We start from the raw sequence: 16418 nt of genomic DNA, 5'->3' as shown, positions 1-16418 counted from the left end.
ATAATAACTACATCAGCAGAGGCAGCTCCTATTTTCAAACCTGCGGGGCCAATGCCTGGGCAATGGCGCGGTCCACTGCGTCCAGCCGGGCCGCAATCTCTGCTTCGCGCGCCAGATCGCGCGGGCGCTGCTCCACAGCCCAGACCGAGCCGGGAAAGTGGCTGTCCCAGCGCCAGCGTGCAATCACATGCCAGTGCAGATGGGCCACCATATTGCCCAGGGCCGCCAGGTTGATCTTGTCCGGAGAAAGCTGGGCACGCAACACGGTTTCCACCGCGGCCACCAGCTCCATGCACTCGGCGCGCTCGGCCGGGCCCAGATCGGAGAACTCGGTCGCATGCGCCGTCCACACCACGCGGTAGAAAGCGGGAAAGCCCGCTTCCTGGGCGCGGATCACACGGGCCTTGCTGCCCTGCCAGACCAGTTGGCCGCCCAGTTCGTCGCACAGCGGGCAACCGGGCTGGGCCGGGAAGGTGTTGGGGGCAGCGGCGCTCACAGCAGCACTCTTTCGATGCCGCCATCGTTGGCGCGCTTCACATACTCGGGCAGCCAGTTCTCGCCCAGGATCTGCTTGGCCATTTCGATGACGATGTAGTCGGCCTCCAGCAGGCCGTCCTTCAGGTCATTGCCATAGCGCGACAGACCTTGCAGACAGGCCGGGCAGCTGGTCAGGATCTTGACGTTTTGCTTGGCATCCACAGCGCCATTGGCGCGCAGCTCGGCCTCGCCCTTCAGGATCTCCTGCTCCTTGCGGAAGCGGATCTGGGTGGAGATGTCGGGGCGCGAGACGGCCAAGGTGCCGGACTCGCCGCAGCAGCGGTCGCTCTTGATCACACCATCGCCCACCAGGGCCTTCACCGTCTTCATCGGATCCTGCAGCTTCATGGGGCTGTGGCAGGGGTCGTGGTAGAGGTAGCCGCCCTGCCCCGCCGGCAGCGTGATGCCTTTTTCCAGCAGGAACTCGTGGATGTCGATGATGCGGCAGCCCGGGAAGATCTTGTCGAAGTGGTAGCCCTGCAGCTGGTCATAGCAGGTGCCGCAGGACACGACCACGGTCTTGATGTCCAGGTAGTTCAGCGTGTTGGCCACGCGGTGGAACTGCACCCGGTTGTCGGTGATCATCTTGTCCGCCACGTCGTACTGACCGCTGCCGCGCTGGGGATAGCCGCAGCACTGGTAGCCGGGCGGCATCACGGTTTGCACGCCGGCATGCCACAGCATGGCCTGGGTGGCCAGGCCCACCTGGCTGAACAAGCGCTCCGAGCCGCAACCGGGGAAATAGAACACCGCCTCGGTATCGGCCGTGGTGGTGACCGGGTTGCGGATGATGGGCACGTACTCCTTGTCCTCGATGTCCAGGAGCGCACGCGCCGTCTTGCTGGGCAGGCCGCCGGGCAGCTTTTTGTTCACGAAGTGAATCACCTGCTCCTTGAGCGGCGCCTTGCCCACGCTGGCGGGCGGGCGCTTCATCTGCGGCTTGGCCACGGCATGCAGCAGATCGGACGCCAGGCGCTGTGCCTTGAAGCCCACACCCACCATGCCCTTGCGCAGCAGCTTGATGGTGTCGGGATTCGTAGCATTGAGCATGGCCATGGCCACCTTGTTGCCCGGGTTGAAGCTCTTCTTGCCCATCTTGCGCAGCAGATTGCGCATATTCATGGTCACATCGCCAAAGTCGATCTTGACCGGGCAGGGCGTAAAGCATTTGTGGCAGACCGTGCAGTGATCGGCCACGTCTTCAAATTCCTGCCAGTGCTTGAGCGACACACCGCGGCGTGTCTGCTCCTCGTACAAAAAGGCTTCCACCAGCAGCGAGGTGGCCAGAATCTTGTTGCGCGGCGAATACAGCATATTGGCGCCGGGCACATGGGTGTTGCACACCGGTTTGCACTTGCCGCAGCGCAGGCAGTCCTTGACGGAGTCGGCGATGGCACCGATGTCGGACTGGCGCATGATCAGCGACTCGTGGCCCATCAGGCCGAACGAGGGCGTGTAGGCATTGGTCAGATCGGCATACATCAGCGCCTCGCGCGGCGAGCGCGCCGGCACCAGGCCGTTCTTTTCGCGGATCAGCTTGCCACGGTTGAAGCGGCCTTCCGGGTCCACGCGCTGCTTGTAGTCAGCAAAAGGCTGTAGTTCTTCGTCGGTGAGGAATTCCAGCTTGGTGATGCCAATGCCGTGCTCGCCCGAGATCACACCGTCCAGGCTGCGGGCCAGCTGCATGATGCGGGCCACGGCCTCGTGCGCCGTCTGCAGCATCTCGTAGTCGTCGGAGTTGACGGGGATGTTGGTGTGCACATTGCCATCGCCGGCATGCATGTGCAGCGCCACCCACACGCGGCCCTTGAGCACGCGCTGGTGAATCTGCACCGTCTCGGCCAGGATAGCCTTGAAAGCTTCGCCATTGAAGATCTGGGCCAGCGGCGCCTTGATCTGCGTCTTCCAGCTGGAGCGCAGGCGGTGGTCCTGCAGCTGCGGGAACAGCTGGGCCACATCGCCCAGCCAGCCCGCCCACAGGCCACGCACCTCTTGCACCAGGGCCACGGCCTGCTGCACGCGGTCGCCCAGCAGCTCGGCGCTGGGGATTTCGCCCGCATCGTCCTGCTTGCCCAGGGGCAGGCTGCCGTCCTGGAAGAAGGCCAGCAGCGCGTCGCACAGCTTGAGCTTGTTGCGCAGCGAGAGTTCGATATTGATGCGCTCGATGCCGTCGGTGTATTCGGCCATGCGCGGCAGCGGGATCACCACGTCTTCATTGATCTTGAAGGCATTGGTGTGGCGCGAAATCGCCGCCGTGCGCTTGCGGTCCAGCCAGAATTTCTTGCGTGCCTCGGCGCTCACGGCGGTAAAGCCTTCACCGTTGCGCGAGTTGGCAATGCGCACCACTTCGCTGGCCACGCGCGCCACTTCGTCGGCGTCATCGCCCACGATGTCGCCAATCAGCACCATCTTGGGCAGGTGGCCGTTGCCCTTTTTGCTCTTGGTGGCATAGCCCACCGCCTTCAGATAGCGGTCGTCCAGATGCTCCAGGCCCGCCAGCAGAACGCCCGAGCGCTTTTGCTCGGCGAACATGTAATCCTTGATCTCGACGATGGAGGGCACGGCGTCCTTGGCATTGCCGAAAAACTCCATGCACACCGTGCGCGTGTGCGCCGGCATGCGGTGCACCACCCAGCGTGCGCTGGTGATCAGGCCATCCGTGCCCTCTTTTTGCACGCCGGGCAGGCCGGAGAGGAACTTGTCCGTCACGTCCTTGCCCAGGCCTTCCTTGCGGAATTTGTGGCCGGGAATGTCCAGGCGCTCGGTGCGCACAAAGGTCTTACCGTCGGCCTCGAAATACTTCAGCTCGAAGCTGGCCATCTCGGCGTCGTGGATCTTGCCCAGGTTGTGGTTCAGGCGCGTGACTTCCAGCCACTGCGCATCGGGCGTGACCATGCGCCAGGAAGCGAGGTTGTCCAGCGCCGTGCCCCACAGCACGGCTTTCTTGCCGCCGGCATTCATGGCGATGTTGCCGCCTATGCACGAGGCCTCGATCGAGGTCGGGTCCACGGCAAACACAAAGCCGGCGCGCTCGGCCGCATCGGCCACGCGCTGGGTGACCACGCCGGCCTCGGTCCACACCGTGGGCACGGGGTGATCCACGCCGGGCAGCTGCTGCATCTGCACTTCGGTGATGGCGTCCAGCTTTTCGGTATTGATCACCACCGAACGCCAGGTCAGCGGAATCGCGCCGCCGGTATAACCCGTGCCACCTCCGCGCGGAATGATGGTCAGACCCAGCTCGATACAGCCTTTGACGAGGCCTGCCATCTCGACTTCAGAGTCGGGCGTCAGCACCACAAAGGGGTATTCCACGCGCCAGTCGGTGGCGTCGGTCACATGGCTGACGCGCGACAGACCATCGAACTTGATGTTGTCCTTGTGCGTGAGCTTGCCCAGTTGCTTGCGCACGCGCTGGCGCAACTTCTCGGCCTCGTCGAACATGAGGTCGAATTCATGCACCGCGTTGTTGGCCGCCGCAATCAGCTCGCCCACCAGGGCGTCGCGCTGGGCATCGGCCTCGGGCACGCGGCGCTTTTGCACCTCGGCCATGCGGTGGGACAGGGCTTCCACCAGCTGCTTGCGCCGGCCGGGGTTGTGCAGCAGGTCGTCCTGCAGATAGGGGTTGCGCTGCACCACCCAGATATCGCCCAGCACCTCATAGAGCATGCGGGCGGAGCGACCGGTCTGGCGCTCGCTGCGCAGCTGCTCCAGCACGTTCCACGCGGGCGCGCCGAGCAGGCGGATCACGATTTCCCGGTCGGAGAACGAGGTGTAGTTATAGGGAATTTCGCGGAGTCGGGCAGGTTCGGCCGACTTGCCCAATAAGGCGGCCTGCGCAATCGGTGCATTCATGTGGGGACCGGGGGATGGGCGCCCTAGAGGGCGCTCCTGAGCCATGGGGACGGCAATTTTATGCCAGGGGCCCGGATCCTGCCGGGCTTTCCCTGAAGCCATGCCACGGCTGGGGGCCAAGCGCCGCGCCGCGATCTCTGCGCGGTGCGGTCGCGAGAAGGCCATCGATGCACCACAAGCACAAAAGCACCGCCCCCGCACGCCATTCGAGCAACAGCGCGTTCATGCTCCAATCTTTTCGTTTCTGTTTTGTTACAGCGCCACAAGCAGCCGTGTCTTTGGTACCTGTTTGCAACCTCGAGACATAGAATGACCGCACCGTTTGTGACGCTGCAGCCCCCAAAGCCGCACCGTCAAGGTGCTGCGCGCTTCGGTACAAGCCGGCGCCAGCTGCGTCACACAAGCGCCATTCGGGCCCACTACCATGGGTTACACACTCTCCCCCTGCATTGCACACAAGGAGTCCTGCATGCAACTCAAGCGCCTGGCACTGTCTGCCGCGATTGCCTCCGCCGCCATCGGCACTGCCCACGCAACCACCGAAATCCAGTGGTGGCATTCCATGACCGCCGTGAACAACGAGTGGGTCAACGATCTGGCCAAGCAATTCAACGAAAGCCAGAAGGCATACAAGGTTGTGCCCACCTTCAAGGGTGTGTACGACGAATCCATGACGGCCGCCATCGCTGCCTTCCGTTCGGGCAATGCCCCCCACATCCTGCAGGTGTTCGAAGTGGGCACCGCCACCATGATGGCTTCCAAGGGCGCCACCGTGCCCGTGGCCAAGATCATGGGTGACGCCGGCGTGGCCTTCGACCCCAAGGCCTATATCCCCGCCGTGGCCGGTTACTACACCGCCCCCAACGGCCAGATGCTGAGCTTCCCCTTCAACAGCTCGACCACCATCTTCTATTACAACAAGGACGCCTTCAAAAAGGCCGGTCTGAACCCCGACAAGGCCCCTGCCACCTGGCCTGAAGTGTTCGAAGCCGCCAAGAAGCTCAAGGCCAGCGGCCACAGCTGCCCCATGACCCTGGCCTGGCAAGGCTGGACCCAGCTGGAGTCCTTCTCCACCTGGCACAACGTGGAGTTCGCCACCGAGCACAACGGCCTCTCCGCCAACGGCTACAAGGCCCGCCTGAAGATCAACTCGCCCCTGCACGTCAAGCACATCGACAACCTGGCCGCTGCGGCCAAGGCCGGTGAGTTTGTCTACAAGGGCCGTGGCGCCATCCCCCAGGCTTCGTTCACCGCCGGTGAATGCGCCATGATCCAGACCTCCTCCGGTTACTACGGCGACGTGGCCAAGAACGCCAAGTTCGCCTACGGCCTGGCACCCCTGCCCTACTACCCCGATGTGAAGGGCGCTCCCCAGAACACCGTGATCGGTGGCGCTTCGCTGTGGGTCATGGCTGGCAAGAAGGCCGAGGAATACAAGGGCGTGGCCAAGTTCTTCGAGTTCATCTCCCAGACCAAGGTGCAGGCCGCTTCGCACCAGCGCACCGGCTACCTGCCCGTGACCATGGCCGCTTACGACTTGACCAACAAGTCGGGCTTTTATGAAAAGCACCCCGGCACCGACACCGCCGTGACCCAGATGGTCCGCAAGGTCACCGACAACTCGCGCGGCATCCGCCTGGGCAACTATGTGCAGATCCGCACCATCGAGGACGAAGAACTCGAGCAAGTGTGGGCCGGCAAGAAGACCGGCAAGCAAGCCCTGGACTCCATCGTGAGCCGCGGCGATGAACTGCTGGCGCGTTTCGAGCGTTCGTACAAGAAGTAATTAATTCCCTTCTTTTCGCAAGACCAGCCGCTGCGTCTCTGGCGCAGCGGCTTTTCGCTAGGCACAATACGCGGAAATTCGACAACAAAGTGTTTCGTCTCGATTCGTTTCGACTCGCTTCCCTGCTTGCATACGGCAGCAGTCGACCCTAGACCTCCGCAGTTCCTTCCCTGGGCACGGCGGCTTTCTTGTTTGTGAACCCCATGGAAAAACGCGTACTTTTCCGATCCAAATGGCTGCCCTGGGTGCTGATAGCTCCCCAGTTGCTGGTCATTGGCATCTTCTTCTTCTGGCCCGCAGGCCAGGCCGTGCTCCAGTCCTTCCAGATGGAAGACGCCTTTGGCATGAACACGGAATGGGTGGGGCTGGAGAATTTCCGCACCCTGTTCTCCGACCCGACCTATCTGGACTCCTTCTACCGCACCGCCATCTTCTCGGTGCTGGTGGCCGGTATCGGCATTGCAGCCTCGCTGGGCCTGGCCATTTTTGCGGACCGCATCGTGCGCTTCGCCATGGTCTACAAGACGCTGCTGATCATTCCCTACGCCGTGGCACCCGTGATTGCCGGTGTGCTGTGGATCTTCATGTTCTCCCCCTCTCTCGGTGTGGTGGCCTACGGCCTGGAAAAGCTGGGCTACGGCTGGAACCACCTGATGAACGAGAACCAGGCCATGGCGCTGATCGTGCTGGCTTCGGTGTGGAAGCAGATTTCCTACAACTTCCTGTTCTTCCTGGCCGGCCTGCAGTCCATTCCCAAGGCGCTGATCGAAGCCGCATCCATCGACGGTGCCGGCCCCTGGCGCCGTTTCTGGAACATCCAGCTGCCCCTGCTCTCGCCCACCACCTTCTTCCTGCTGGTGATCAACATCGTCTATGCCTTCTTTGATACCTTCGGCATCATTGACGCAGCCACCCACGGCGGCCCCGGCCAGTCGACCTCCATCCTGGTCTACAAGGTCTATCTGGACGGCTTCAAGGCCCTGGACCTGGGCGGCTCCGCAGCGCAGTCGGTGATCCTGATGCTGATCGTCGTCGTGCTGACCGTGATTCAGTTCCGCTATGTTGAAAAGAAAGTGCAGTATTGACCCCCCCCTGAGCCGCTGCGCGGCTTCCCCCCAGGGGGACGGCGCCGGCGCTGCGGGGCGGCCCTTGCGCGGCACCTCTGATCTCGGCCGTGCCTTGCATACGCCCATGACTTTCACCACTTTTTTTCTGAACCCGGAGACCCCTCGTGGTTGATAGAAATCCCTGGCTCAATTTTTTCTCCCACGCCGTACTGATTTTCGGCGTGGCCATCGTGGCCTTCCCGCTGTACCTGGCCCTGATCGCCTCCACCCACACGGCCGACGCCATCGTCCAGGCCCCCATGCCGCTGCTGCCTGGCTCCCATATGTGGGAGAACTACAAGGAAGCACTGATCGGCTCCGGCAAGCTGGGCTCCAACACCAATGTGCTTCACATGATGTGGGTCAGCTTCTGGGTGGCCATGATCATCACCGTGGGCAAGATCGCCATCTCGCTGCTGTCGGCCTTTGCCATCGTCTACTTCCGTTTCCCGTTCAAGATGATTTGCTTCTGGGCCATCTTCTTGACGCTGATGCTGCCGGTGGAAGTGCGCATTCTGCCCACCTACAAGGTGGTGGCCGAACTGGGTCTGCTCAACAGCTACGCCGGCCTGACGCTGCCGCTGATTGCCTCGGCCACGGCCACCTTCCTGTTCCGCCAGTTCTTTCTGTCGGTGCCGGACGAGCTGGTGGAAGCCGCACGCATTGACGGCGCAGGCGCCATGCGTTTCTTCAAGGACATTCTGGTGCCCTTGTCCAAGACCTCGATTGCCGCCCTGTTCGTGATCCAGTTCATTTATGGCTGGAACCAGTACCTGTGGCCGCTGCTCATGACCACCTCGGAAGACATGTACCCCGTGGTGATCGGCATCAAGCGCATGCTGGCCGGTGGCGAAGCCGCCGTGGACTGGAACATCGTGATGGCCACCGCCATCCTCGCCATGCTGCCGCCCACAGCCGTGGTGATGCTGATGCAAAAGTGGTTTGTCAAAGGCCTGGTGGATACCGAAAAGTAATCCCCGCCTCAACGGGCCCCTCCGCCCTCTTTTGACCGATTGAATACAACCCTGTTATGGCATCCATCTCTCTCAAGAACATCGTCAAGCGCTACGGCAGCGGCAAGACCGCCGTGCCCGTCATCCATGGCGTGAACGTCGAAATCAAGCACGGCGAATTCATTGTGCTGGTCGGCCCCTCGGGCTGCGGCAAGTCCACGCTGCTGCGCATGATCGCCGGCCTGGAAGAAATCACCGGTGGCGAGCTGTGGATTGGCGACAAGGTCGTCAACGACCTGGAACCCGCCAAGCGCAACATCGCCATGGTGTTCCAGAACTACGCCCTCTACCCGCACATGAGCAACTACGAGAACATGGCCTATGGCCTGAAGCTCGCCAAGGTGCCGGAAGACGAGATCAAGCGCCGCGTGGACAAGGCCGCCAAGATTTTGGAGCTGAGCCATCTGCTGGACCGCAAGCCGCGCCAGCTCTCCGGCGGCCAGCGCCAGCGCGTGGCCATGGGCCGCGCCATCGTGCGCCAGCCCCAGGTGTTTCTGTTTGACGAGCCGCTGTCCAACCTGGACGCCAAGCTGCGCGGCCAGACCCGCATCGAAATCCAGAAGCTGCACGCCGAACTGGGCATCACCTCCATCTTCGTGACCCACGACCAGGTGGAAGCCATGACGCTGGCCCAGCGCATGGTGGTCATGAATGGCGGCTATGTGGAGCAGTTCGGCACGCCCGAAGAGGTCTACCACACCCCCGCCTCCACCTTTGTGGCCGGCTTCATTGGCTCGCCCCCCATGAACCTGCTGAAGAACGCCCCGAACGGCAAGCAAGGCCAGATTCTGGGCATCCGCCCCGAGCACATCGACCTGGTCGATGCCGGCGGCTGGGAATTCAAGGTCGACACCGTGGAACTGCTGGGCGCCGAGCGCCTGCTCTACGGCAAGGTGGGCAGCGACGACGTCACGGTGCGCGTGGAAGAAGGCAAGCCCTATCCCAAGCCCGGCGAGACCGCCCGTATCTCCGCCCGCGAAGATCGCCTGCACTGGTTTAACGCCGAGACAGGAAAAAGACTGTAACCCCCTGAGCCGCGTAGCGGCTTCCCCCAAGGGGGACGACAGCCTCGCTGCGGGGCGGCCCTTGCTCGCTGTCCCTGGACTGGGCCACGCCAGTTTTCAAAGCCACGTGATTGCATAACAAGTCCATGACCACACTCGCACCCTGGCCCTATCCCCGTTGGGTCGCCCACCGCGGCGCCGGCAAGCTGGCACCGGAAAACACGCTCAGTGCCTTCCGCCTGGGAGCCCAGTACGGCTACCGCTTTTTTGAATGCGACGCCAAGCTCAGCAAGGACGGCGTGCTGTTTTTGATGCATGACGCGGAGCTGGAGCGCACCACCAACGGCCACGGCACGGGCAGCGACCTGACCATGGGCGAGATCGCCCAGTTGGACGCCGGCAGCTGGCATTCGCGTGCCTATGCGGGCGAGCAGTTGCCCACGCTGGAAGCCCTGGCGCGCTGGTGCCTGGCCAATCAGCTGCAGCTGAATGTGGAGATCAAGCCCACGCCCGGCCAGGAACTGGAAACCGGCCGCGCCTGTGGCGCACTGATGAACCGTATCTGGCCCCAGGACCGCACCCCGCCGCTGTTCACCTCCTTCAAGCCTGCCTCGCTGCAAGGCGCCAAGGAAGTTGCGCCTCATATCCCACGCGGCCTGCTGGTGGACAAGCTGGCCGATGGCACCGGAGACATCGATCTGCAGACCGCCCTGGACCTGGGCTGCAGCGCCATGGTGCTCAACCACGAGCTGTGGACGGCCGAGCTGGTGACCAAGGTGCACGCCGCCGGCCTGCACTGCAGCAGCTATACCGTGAACGACGCCTGGGCCGCCCAGCGCCTGATCGACCTGGGCACCGACGGCATCATCACCGACCGGGTCGATCTGTTCAGCCCGGCGCAGACCGGGCCGGGGCTGTAAAAAACAGGAGCATTCGTAGCGTTAATAGCCTGGGCCTCAACACTCTATGCGCCTGAAACCATTGCGGCATAAGCGCTAGGCGCTATGAAATATTCACCCCCAAACCGGCATGGCCGGTTTTTCTGCCTGCCCAACAGCGCACCACGCTGACGCCCCCAAGCCAGAGCAGCCGCACAAGGGCCGCCCCGCCGCGCTGGCTGCGAGCGCCTCAGGGGGTGTCAATCCAATTTCGTGCCGGAAGCCTTGACGGCTGCGGCCCAGCGCGGCATTTCGCCGGCCAGGAATTTGGCGAAGTCATCAGACCCCAGAAAGGCCGGATCGGCGCCCTGCTCCACCATGCGGCTGCGCACCTCGGGCAGCTGCATCACCTGCTGGAAAGCGCTGCTGAGCTTGCCCACCACCTCCTTGGGTGTACCGGCCGGGGCCAGAAAGCCATAGAAGCCCACGACTTCAAAGCCTTTGAGGCCGGCTTCGATGGCCGTAGGCACCTCGGGCAGGGCCGGGTTGCGCTCCTTGCTGGTCACGGCCAGGGCACGCACCTTGCCCTGCTTGTGATAGGCCGCTGCCTGGGGAATGCTTTCCGCCATGAACTGCACCTGGCCACCGATCAAATCGGTAAAGGCCGGGGCGCTGCCCTTGTAGGGGATATGCACCAGGTCCACGCCTGCCGCGCTTTTGAACATCTCGGGCACCAGGTGGCTGATGCCGCCATTGCCGGCCGAGCCAAAATTGATGCTGCCGGGGTGGGCCTTGGCGTAAGCGATGAATTCCGGCAGGCTCTTGGCCTGCACCTTGTTGTTCACCAGCAGCGCCAGCGGCTGCATGGCGGTGCGCGCCACGGGCGTGAAGTCCTTGAGCGTGTTGTAGGGCAGGCGGCTGTAGAGCGCGGGGTTGATGGCCATCACCCCGGTGTTGGCCAGCATCAGCGTATAGCCATCGGCCGGCGAGCGCATCACATCCTGGGCACCCACGGAACCACCCGCACCGGGCTTGTAGTCCACGATGATGGGTTGGCCCAGCACGGCCTGCAGCTTGTCGCTCAGCAGGCGGGCATGCTGGTCCAGCGGGCCGCCGGCCGGGAAGCCCATCACCACGCGGATGGGCTTGTTGGGAAAGCTCTGGGCCTGGGCGGCCACAGACAGCAAAACGCCTGCCGCCAGGGCCAGGCCGGTGCGCACGATGGATGCCATGTTGTGTCTCCGATTTTTTAGGGGCTGAAAAAGCAACGCGGCCGGGGAAACTCGGCCGCGCTGGTGTGCAAAAACCATTGTAGAAAGCGCTGCATGCACCGCCAGCCACAAGCGCCCAGGCCGTCAGCCTGCTTCAGCTATCCACGGATCACACGGCAAGGACAGCCGTACCCGCACCCACGCCAGTCTCTTACTCCAGCCTTCTTTCCAAAAAGGCGAGGGGCAAGATGAGATGCACAGCGCATGAAACCGGCACGCCCACGCCAGGGCTGCCGCGCAAGGGCCGCCCCGCCGCGCTGGCAGCGTCCCCCAGCCCGCATCGCTTGCGAGGCGAGAGCGGGGGGAAGGCGCGTTAGCGACTCAGGGGGCTCTACAACTTTCCGTGGACATAGTCCGCCACCACCGCCATCACTTTTTGCAGATTCTGGCGCAGCGGCTCGAAGCCGGCATTGGGCTCGCGCGTGGCCTCGTCCATATAGATCTGGCGGTTGATTTCGATCTGCAGGCTGTGGCGGTTCAGCTGGGGCTGGCCTATCTCGGCCAGCAGCGCCACGCCCTTGTAGGGCTCGTTATAGGCCACGCTATAGCCCAGGCCCTGCAAGGTGTCGCCAATCAAGTGGATGAACTCCGGCGCGCAGGTCGTACCGTCGCGGTCGCCCAGCACAAAGTCGGCCAGCGGCGGGGCATCTGCACGGCCCAGGCGCTGGTAGACATCGCTGGGCATGGAGTGCAGATTCATATGCCACACGCCGCCAAAGCGGTCCACGCTCCAGCGAATGGCCTGGGCCACGGCCGCGTGGTAGGGCCGCCAGTAAGCCTCAATGCGGTGCTGCACCTCGGCCACGCTGAGCTTGCGCTCATAGATCGCCGTGGCCTGGCCGGCCTGGCTGATGCGCTCCCACACCAGGCCCAGGCCTTGCAGCGTCTTGGGGCCGGGCTGCAAGGGCTGCGGCCATGGCCCATCCAGCATGGCGGGGTTGATGTCACCCTCCGTGCGGTTGGGGTCGATATAGGTGCGCGGAAACGTGGCCTCGATCAGCGTGGCGCCGTAGGCGGGCAGGGCATCCCACAAGGTATGCACATGGCTGTCCTCACCACGGCGCAGCAGCGCCAGCGGCACAGCCACACCAAAGTCGGTGGGATAGTGGGTGCCGCTGTGGGGCGAGTCGCACACCAGCGGCAACACCGGGCCTTGCGGGGGGTGCACCAGCACCGGTTGCCCGGGCCGGGGCTGCAGAAAATCAGGCAGCTGTGTCATCAGTCAACTTTGATGTGGGCGCGCTGTGCCACGGCCGTGTAGCGGGCGATGGCGGTGTCGATCTGCTTGGCAAACTGCTCGGGGCTGTTGGCCATGCCTTCGCCAGAGATGTCTTTTTGCTTGGCCAGATAGGCCGAGTCTTGCATGGCCTTGTGGGCGGCAGCGTTGAGCTTGTCAATGATGGCGCGCGGTGTGCCAGCCGGGGCCACCAGGCCGAACCAGCCGCCATCGCCCATTTGCGGGAAGCCCAGCTCGGTATAGGTGGGCACATCGGGCAGGGCTTCGGCGCGCTTGAAGGCCAGCACGGCCAGGGGGCGCAGCTTGCCGGCCTGGATGTTGGACAGCGAGGACGGCAGATTGTCCGTCATGGCATTCACCTGGCCGCCCAGGGCGTCGTTCAAGGCCTGGCCCGCGCCCTTGTAGGGGATGTGCAGCAGGTTGATGCCGGCCAGGTTCATGAAGTTCTCGATATTGGCATGGCCCAGCGAGCCCGTGCCCGGCGAGGCAAAGGTGTACTTGCCGGGGTTGGCCTTGGCCAGTGCAATGAACTCCTTCATGGTCTTGGCCGGCACGCTGGGGTGGACCACAAACACGCTGGGCACGCTCATCACATTGGTGATGGGGGTGAAGTCTTTCTTGGCGTCATAGGGCAGCTTGCTCATGATGGCCGGGTTAGCGCCATGGGTGGACACCGTGGCCATGCCGATGGTGTAGCCGTCCGCAGCGGCCCGGGCGATTTCTGCCGCACCAATGGAGCCACCCGCTCCGCCCTTGTTCTCCACCACCACGGACTGACCCAGGATGGGGCCCATCTTCTCGGCCAGCAAGCGGGCCACCATGTCGGTGGAGCCGCCCGCACCAAAGGGCACGACCAGGCGGATGGGGCGGTTGGGGTAGCCGGCGCCGGAGGCATTCGCGGGGCTGGCAGCCATGGCGGGTGCCAGGGCGCTCAACAAGGCAGTGGCGGCAACAGTGCTCAGCAGGGTGCGGCGCAAGGGCATGGGGGATCTCCTCGGAATTTTGTGAATATGGGAATACCAATGGGTGGGGCGATTCTTGAAGGAATGTGTGCGGGGGAAAAGAGACAAAAAGGCCGGCATGTATTACCAGTGCTCATAATTCGCCGCCAACTCACCTCCCGCTGCAGCCTCCGGCCCTTTCCGTTATGCGCATCCAGTCACCGTCCCTGTCCGAACTCCATGCCTTTGCCGAGGCGGCCCGCCTGGGCAGCTACACGCTGGCGGCCGAGCAGCTCAGCGTCACCCAGGGCGCCATCAGCCGCGCCATTGCCCGGCTGGAAGAGCATCTGGGCTGCCCCTTGTTCGAGCGCCAGGGCCGGCGCAACGTGCTGACCGCAGCCGGCCAGCAATACCTGGACGCCGTGGCCCCGGCCCTGTTCACCATCGAGTCGGCCACGACCAGCCTGCGTCGCCGCCCCAACGGCCAGCAGTTGTGTCTGTCGGTGCCGCCCACGCTGTTCAGCCAGTGGCTGATTCCGCGCCTGCCGGATTTCTCGGCCCGCCACCCGGGCATGGTGCTGCGCTTTGCCCCCTACCGCCGCGATGACCCGCTGACCTCGGCCCAGATCGACGCCTGGGTGCGCATAGGCGCAGCGCCCTGGCCGGAGCCCTTGCATGCCGACTACTTGGTGGGCCAGGACCTAGTGCCCATTTGCCGCCCGCAAGACCTGGAAGGGGAGCATGGCATACGCACGCCTGAGGATTTGCGCCGCCGCCCGCTGCTGGCCCACACCAACTACCCGGACAACTGGGCTCGCTGGTTCCAGGCCATGGGCGACAACCGCCCCTGCCCGGCACCGGCGGCCGATTTCGAACTGGTCACCCAATTGGTGCAAGGCGTGATGGCCGGCCTGGGCGTGGCCGTGGTGCAGCGCTGCCTGATCGCACAAGACCTGGCCACCGGCCGTGTGGTGGTGCCGGTGCAGCGGCCGTTTCGCATAGAGCGCGGCTATTTTCTGTGCTGGCCGGCGCAGCGCCCCGCCCACCCGGCCCTGGAAGATTTCCGCCGCTGGGTGCTGGAGCAGGCAGCGGCGGATAGCCTGGCTTAAACGCGCCAGCCGCGCACCATCAGCCACTGGCAGCTGGCCATCACCAGCGCCAGCAAGGCATAAGTGCTCAGCAAACCGTCCCGTCCCCACCATGCCAGCGCGCCTCCCAGCACCACGGCGCCCACCACGGCGTTGAGCACCATCTGCTCCCACAGGTTCACCAAGGGCGTGGCATGGCGCCAGACCAGGCGTGCGCCCAGGGCCAGCAGCAGGGCCAGAAACAAGGCCGGCGCCAGCAGATTGAAGAGGTGGTTGAGAAAAGTAAGTGCGGACATCACAACATGTTTGCGATCTGAAAATGACACAGATCAAGGCTTTGCAGCGCCAGTGCGCACAGAGCGCCAGTGAATTTTATAATCCACGCCATGGCAGTCTGGGCTCTTGGAATCAACCATCACACGGCACCGTTGGATTTACGGGGCCGTTTTGCGTTTGCCATCGACCAGATCGCGCCCACTTTGCAGGGGCTGCGCCAGTCGCTGTCCAGCGCCACGCGCCACACCGAGGTGGAAACCGCCATCCTCTCCACCTGCAACCGCACCGAAATCTACTGCGCCACGGGCGCCGCCAGCGCCCCTGTGCTGGAACACACCCTGGGCTGGCTGGCCCAGTCCGGTGGCGTGGCGCCGGATCTGCTACGCTCCCACTCCTATCTGCTGGAAAGCGGCTCGGTGGCGCGCCATGCCTTCCGCGTCGCCTCGGGCCTGGACTCCATGGTGCTGGGCGAAACCCAGATCCTGGGCCAGATGAAGAACGCCGTGCGCGCGGCCGAAGAGGCCGGCGCCCTGGGCAGCACCCTGAACCAGCTGTTCCAGCGCAGCTTTGCCGTGGCCAAGGAGGTGCGCAGCTCCACCGAGATCGGCGAGCACAGCATCTCCATGGCTGCCGCTGCCGTGCGCCTGGCCGGCCAGCTGTTTGAAGACCTCACCAAGATCCGCATTCTGTTTGTGGGCGCGGGCGAGATGATCGAGCTGGCCACCACCCACTTTGCGGCCAAGCAGCCCCAGCAGATCACGATTGCCAACCGCACCATGGAGCGCGGTGAAAAGCTGGCCGGCCGCTTTGGCGCCAGCGTCATGCGCCTGGCCGATCTTCCGGACCATCTGCACGAATACGACGCCATCATCAGCTGTACCGCATCCAGCCTGCCCATCATTGGCCTGGGTGCCGTGGAGCGCGCCCTCAAGAAGCGCAAGCACCGCCCCATGTTCATGGTCGACCTGGCCGTGCCGCGCGACATCGAGCCCGAAATCAAAGACCTGCGCGACGTGTATCTCTACACCGTGGACGATCTGGCCAGCGTGGTGAAAACCGCCCAGGCCAGCCGCCAGGCCACCGTGGCCCAGGCCGAGGCCATCATCGATGCCGGCGTGCTGAACTTTGTGCAGTGGATGGACCAGCGCGCCCAGGGCGGCGTGGTGCCACTGATTCAGCAGATCAACGCCCAGGCCGACACCTGGCGCGCACTGGAAATTGCCCGCGCTAAAAAGCTGCTGGCCAAGGGTGAGGACATGGACGCCGTGCTCGAAGCCCTGTCCCGTGGCCTGACGCAAAAAATGATGCACGGCACCATGGCCGCGCTGCACCAGGGCGACGCCGAAGAGCGCGCCCAGACGGCCCAGACCGTCACCCGCCTGTTCCTGCGCGGCCGCCGTCCCGGCGAGCGTTAGCGGCGCCTGCC

13 protein-coding genes are annotated in these 16418 nt (G+C 64.0%); 7 read left to right on the top strand and 6 right to left on the bottom strand.

Annotated features, from left to right (window positions below; genetic code table 11):
- Positions 1–34: 34 nt before the first annotated feature.
- Positions 35–496, bottom strand: a complete 462-nt coding sequence (locus ACA027_RS04330) for an HIT family protein (RefSeq protein WP_370681173.1) — start codon at positions 494–496, stop codon at positions 35–37.
- Positions 493–4392 (bottom strand): DUF3683 domain-containing protein, encoded by a 3900-nt coding sequence (locus ACA027_RS04325; RefSeq protein WP_370681172.1) that lies wholly within the window; start codon positions 4390–4392, stop codon positions 493–495. The genes ACA027_RS04330 and ACA027_RS04325 overlap by 4 nt, the downstream gene beginning before the upstream one ends.
- Positions 4393–4861: 469 nt before the next feature.
- On the opposite strand from ACA027_RS04325, the gene ugpB reads away from it, so the two are divergent.
- The 5 genes from ugpB to ugpQ all read left to right on the top strand — a co-directional run bounded on the left by ugpB (position 4862) and on the right by ugpQ (position 10221).
- Positions 4862–6178, top strand: coding sequence for a sn-glycerol-3-phosphate ABC transporter substrate-binding protein UgpB (gene ugpB, locus ACA027_RS04320; protein ID WP_370681171.1), 1317 nt, complete (start codon positions 4862–4864; stop codon positions 6176–6178).
- Between the two features lie 203 nt (positions 6179–6381).
- Positions 6382–7263 (top strand): sn-glycerol-3-phosphate ABC transporter permease UgpA, encoded by an 882-nt coding sequence (gene ugpA / locus ACA027_RS04315; protein ID WP_370681170.1) that lies wholly within the window; start codon positions 6382–6384, stop codon positions 7261–7263.
- A 146-nt stretch (positions 7264–7409) separates the two neighbouring features.
- Positions 7410–8258, top strand: coding sequence for a sn-glycerol-3-phosphate ABC transporter permease UgpE (gene ugpE / locus ACA027_RS04310; protein ID WP_370681169.1), 849 nt, complete (start codon positions 7410–7412; stop codon positions 8256–8258).
- 56 nt (positions 8259–8314) lie between these two features.
- Positions 8315–9322, top strand: coding sequence for a sn-glycerol-3-phosphate import ATP-binding protein UgpC (locus ACA027_RS04305; protein ID WP_370681168.1), 1008 nt, complete (start codon positions 8315–8317; stop codon positions 9320–9322).
- Positions 9323–9447: 125 nt separating this feature from the next.
- On the top strand, positions 9448–10221 hold the full coding sequence (gene ugpQ, locus ACA027_RS04300; protein ID WP_370681167.1) for a glycerophosphodiester phosphodiesterase: 774 nt from the start codon (positions 9448–9450) through the stop codon (positions 10219–10221).
- Positions 10222–10439: 218 nt separating this feature from the next.
- Here the strand turns inward: ugpQ and ACA027_RS04295 are convergent, their stop codons facing one another.
- The 3 genes from ACA027_RS04295 to ACA027_RS04285 all read right to left on the bottom strand — a co-directional run bounded on the left by ACA027_RS04295 (position 10440) and on the right by ACA027_RS04285 (position 13670).
- The gene (locus ACA027_RS04295) at positions 10440–11411 is read right to left on the bottom strand and encodes a Bug family tripartite tricarboxylate transporter substrate binding protein (protein WP_370681166.1); all 972 of its coding nucleotides are present in this window, start codon (positions 11409–11411) and stop codon (positions 10440–10442) included.
- Between the two features lie 370 nt (positions 11412–11781).
- On the bottom strand, positions 11782–12669 hold the full coding sequence (locus tag ACA027_RS04290) for an N-formylglutamate amidohydrolase (RefSeq protein ID WP_370681165.1): 888 nt from the start codon (positions 12667–12669) through the stop codon (positions 11782–11784).
- On the bottom strand, positions 12669–13670 hold the full coding sequence (locus tag ACA027_RS04285; RefSeq protein WP_370681164.1) for a tripartite tricarboxylate transporter substrate binding protein BugE: 1002 nt from the start codon (positions 13668–13670) through the stop codon (positions 12669–12671). The genes ACA027_RS04290 and ACA027_RS04285 overlap by 1 nt, the downstream gene beginning before the upstream one ends.
- Positions 13671–13834: 164 nt before the next feature.
- On the opposite strand from ACA027_RS04285, the gene ACA027_RS04280 reads away from it, so the two are divergent.
- On the top strand, positions 13835–14737 hold the full coding sequence (locus tag ACA027_RS04280; protein WP_370681163.1) for a LysR substrate-binding domain-containing protein: 903 nt from the start codon (positions 13835–13837) through the stop codon (positions 14735–14737).
- Here the strand turns inward: ACA027_RS04280 and ACA027_RS04275 are convergent.
- A complete protein-coding gene (locus ACA027_RS04275; RefSeq protein WP_370681162.1) occupies positions 14734–15012 on the bottom strand; it encodes a hypothetical protein in 279 nt (92 codons plus the stop codon). The two genes, ACA027_RS04280 and ACA027_RS04275, sit on opposite strands and share 4 nt — an antisense overlap.
- 90 nt (positions 15013–15102) lie before the next feature.
- On the opposite strand from ACA027_RS04275, the gene hemA reads away from it, so the two are divergent.
- Positions 15103–16407: a glutamyl-tRNA reductase gene (hemA, locus tag ACA027_RS04270; protein ID WP_370681161.1), complete on the top strand. Its 1305-nt coding sequence runs from the start codon at positions 15103–15105 to the stop codon at positions 16405–16407.
- Positions 16408–16418 lie beyond the last annotated feature (11 nt).

Origin of the sequence: Comamonas sp. GB3 AK4-5, assembly GCF_041320665.1 — a bacterium.
Lineage (GTDB): Bacteria > Pseudomonadota > Gammaproteobacteria > Burkholderiales > Burkholderiaceae_C > Comamonas.
Note: the sequence above shows the minus strand (reverse complement) of the source record. Positions and strands in the feature narration are given on the sequence as shown.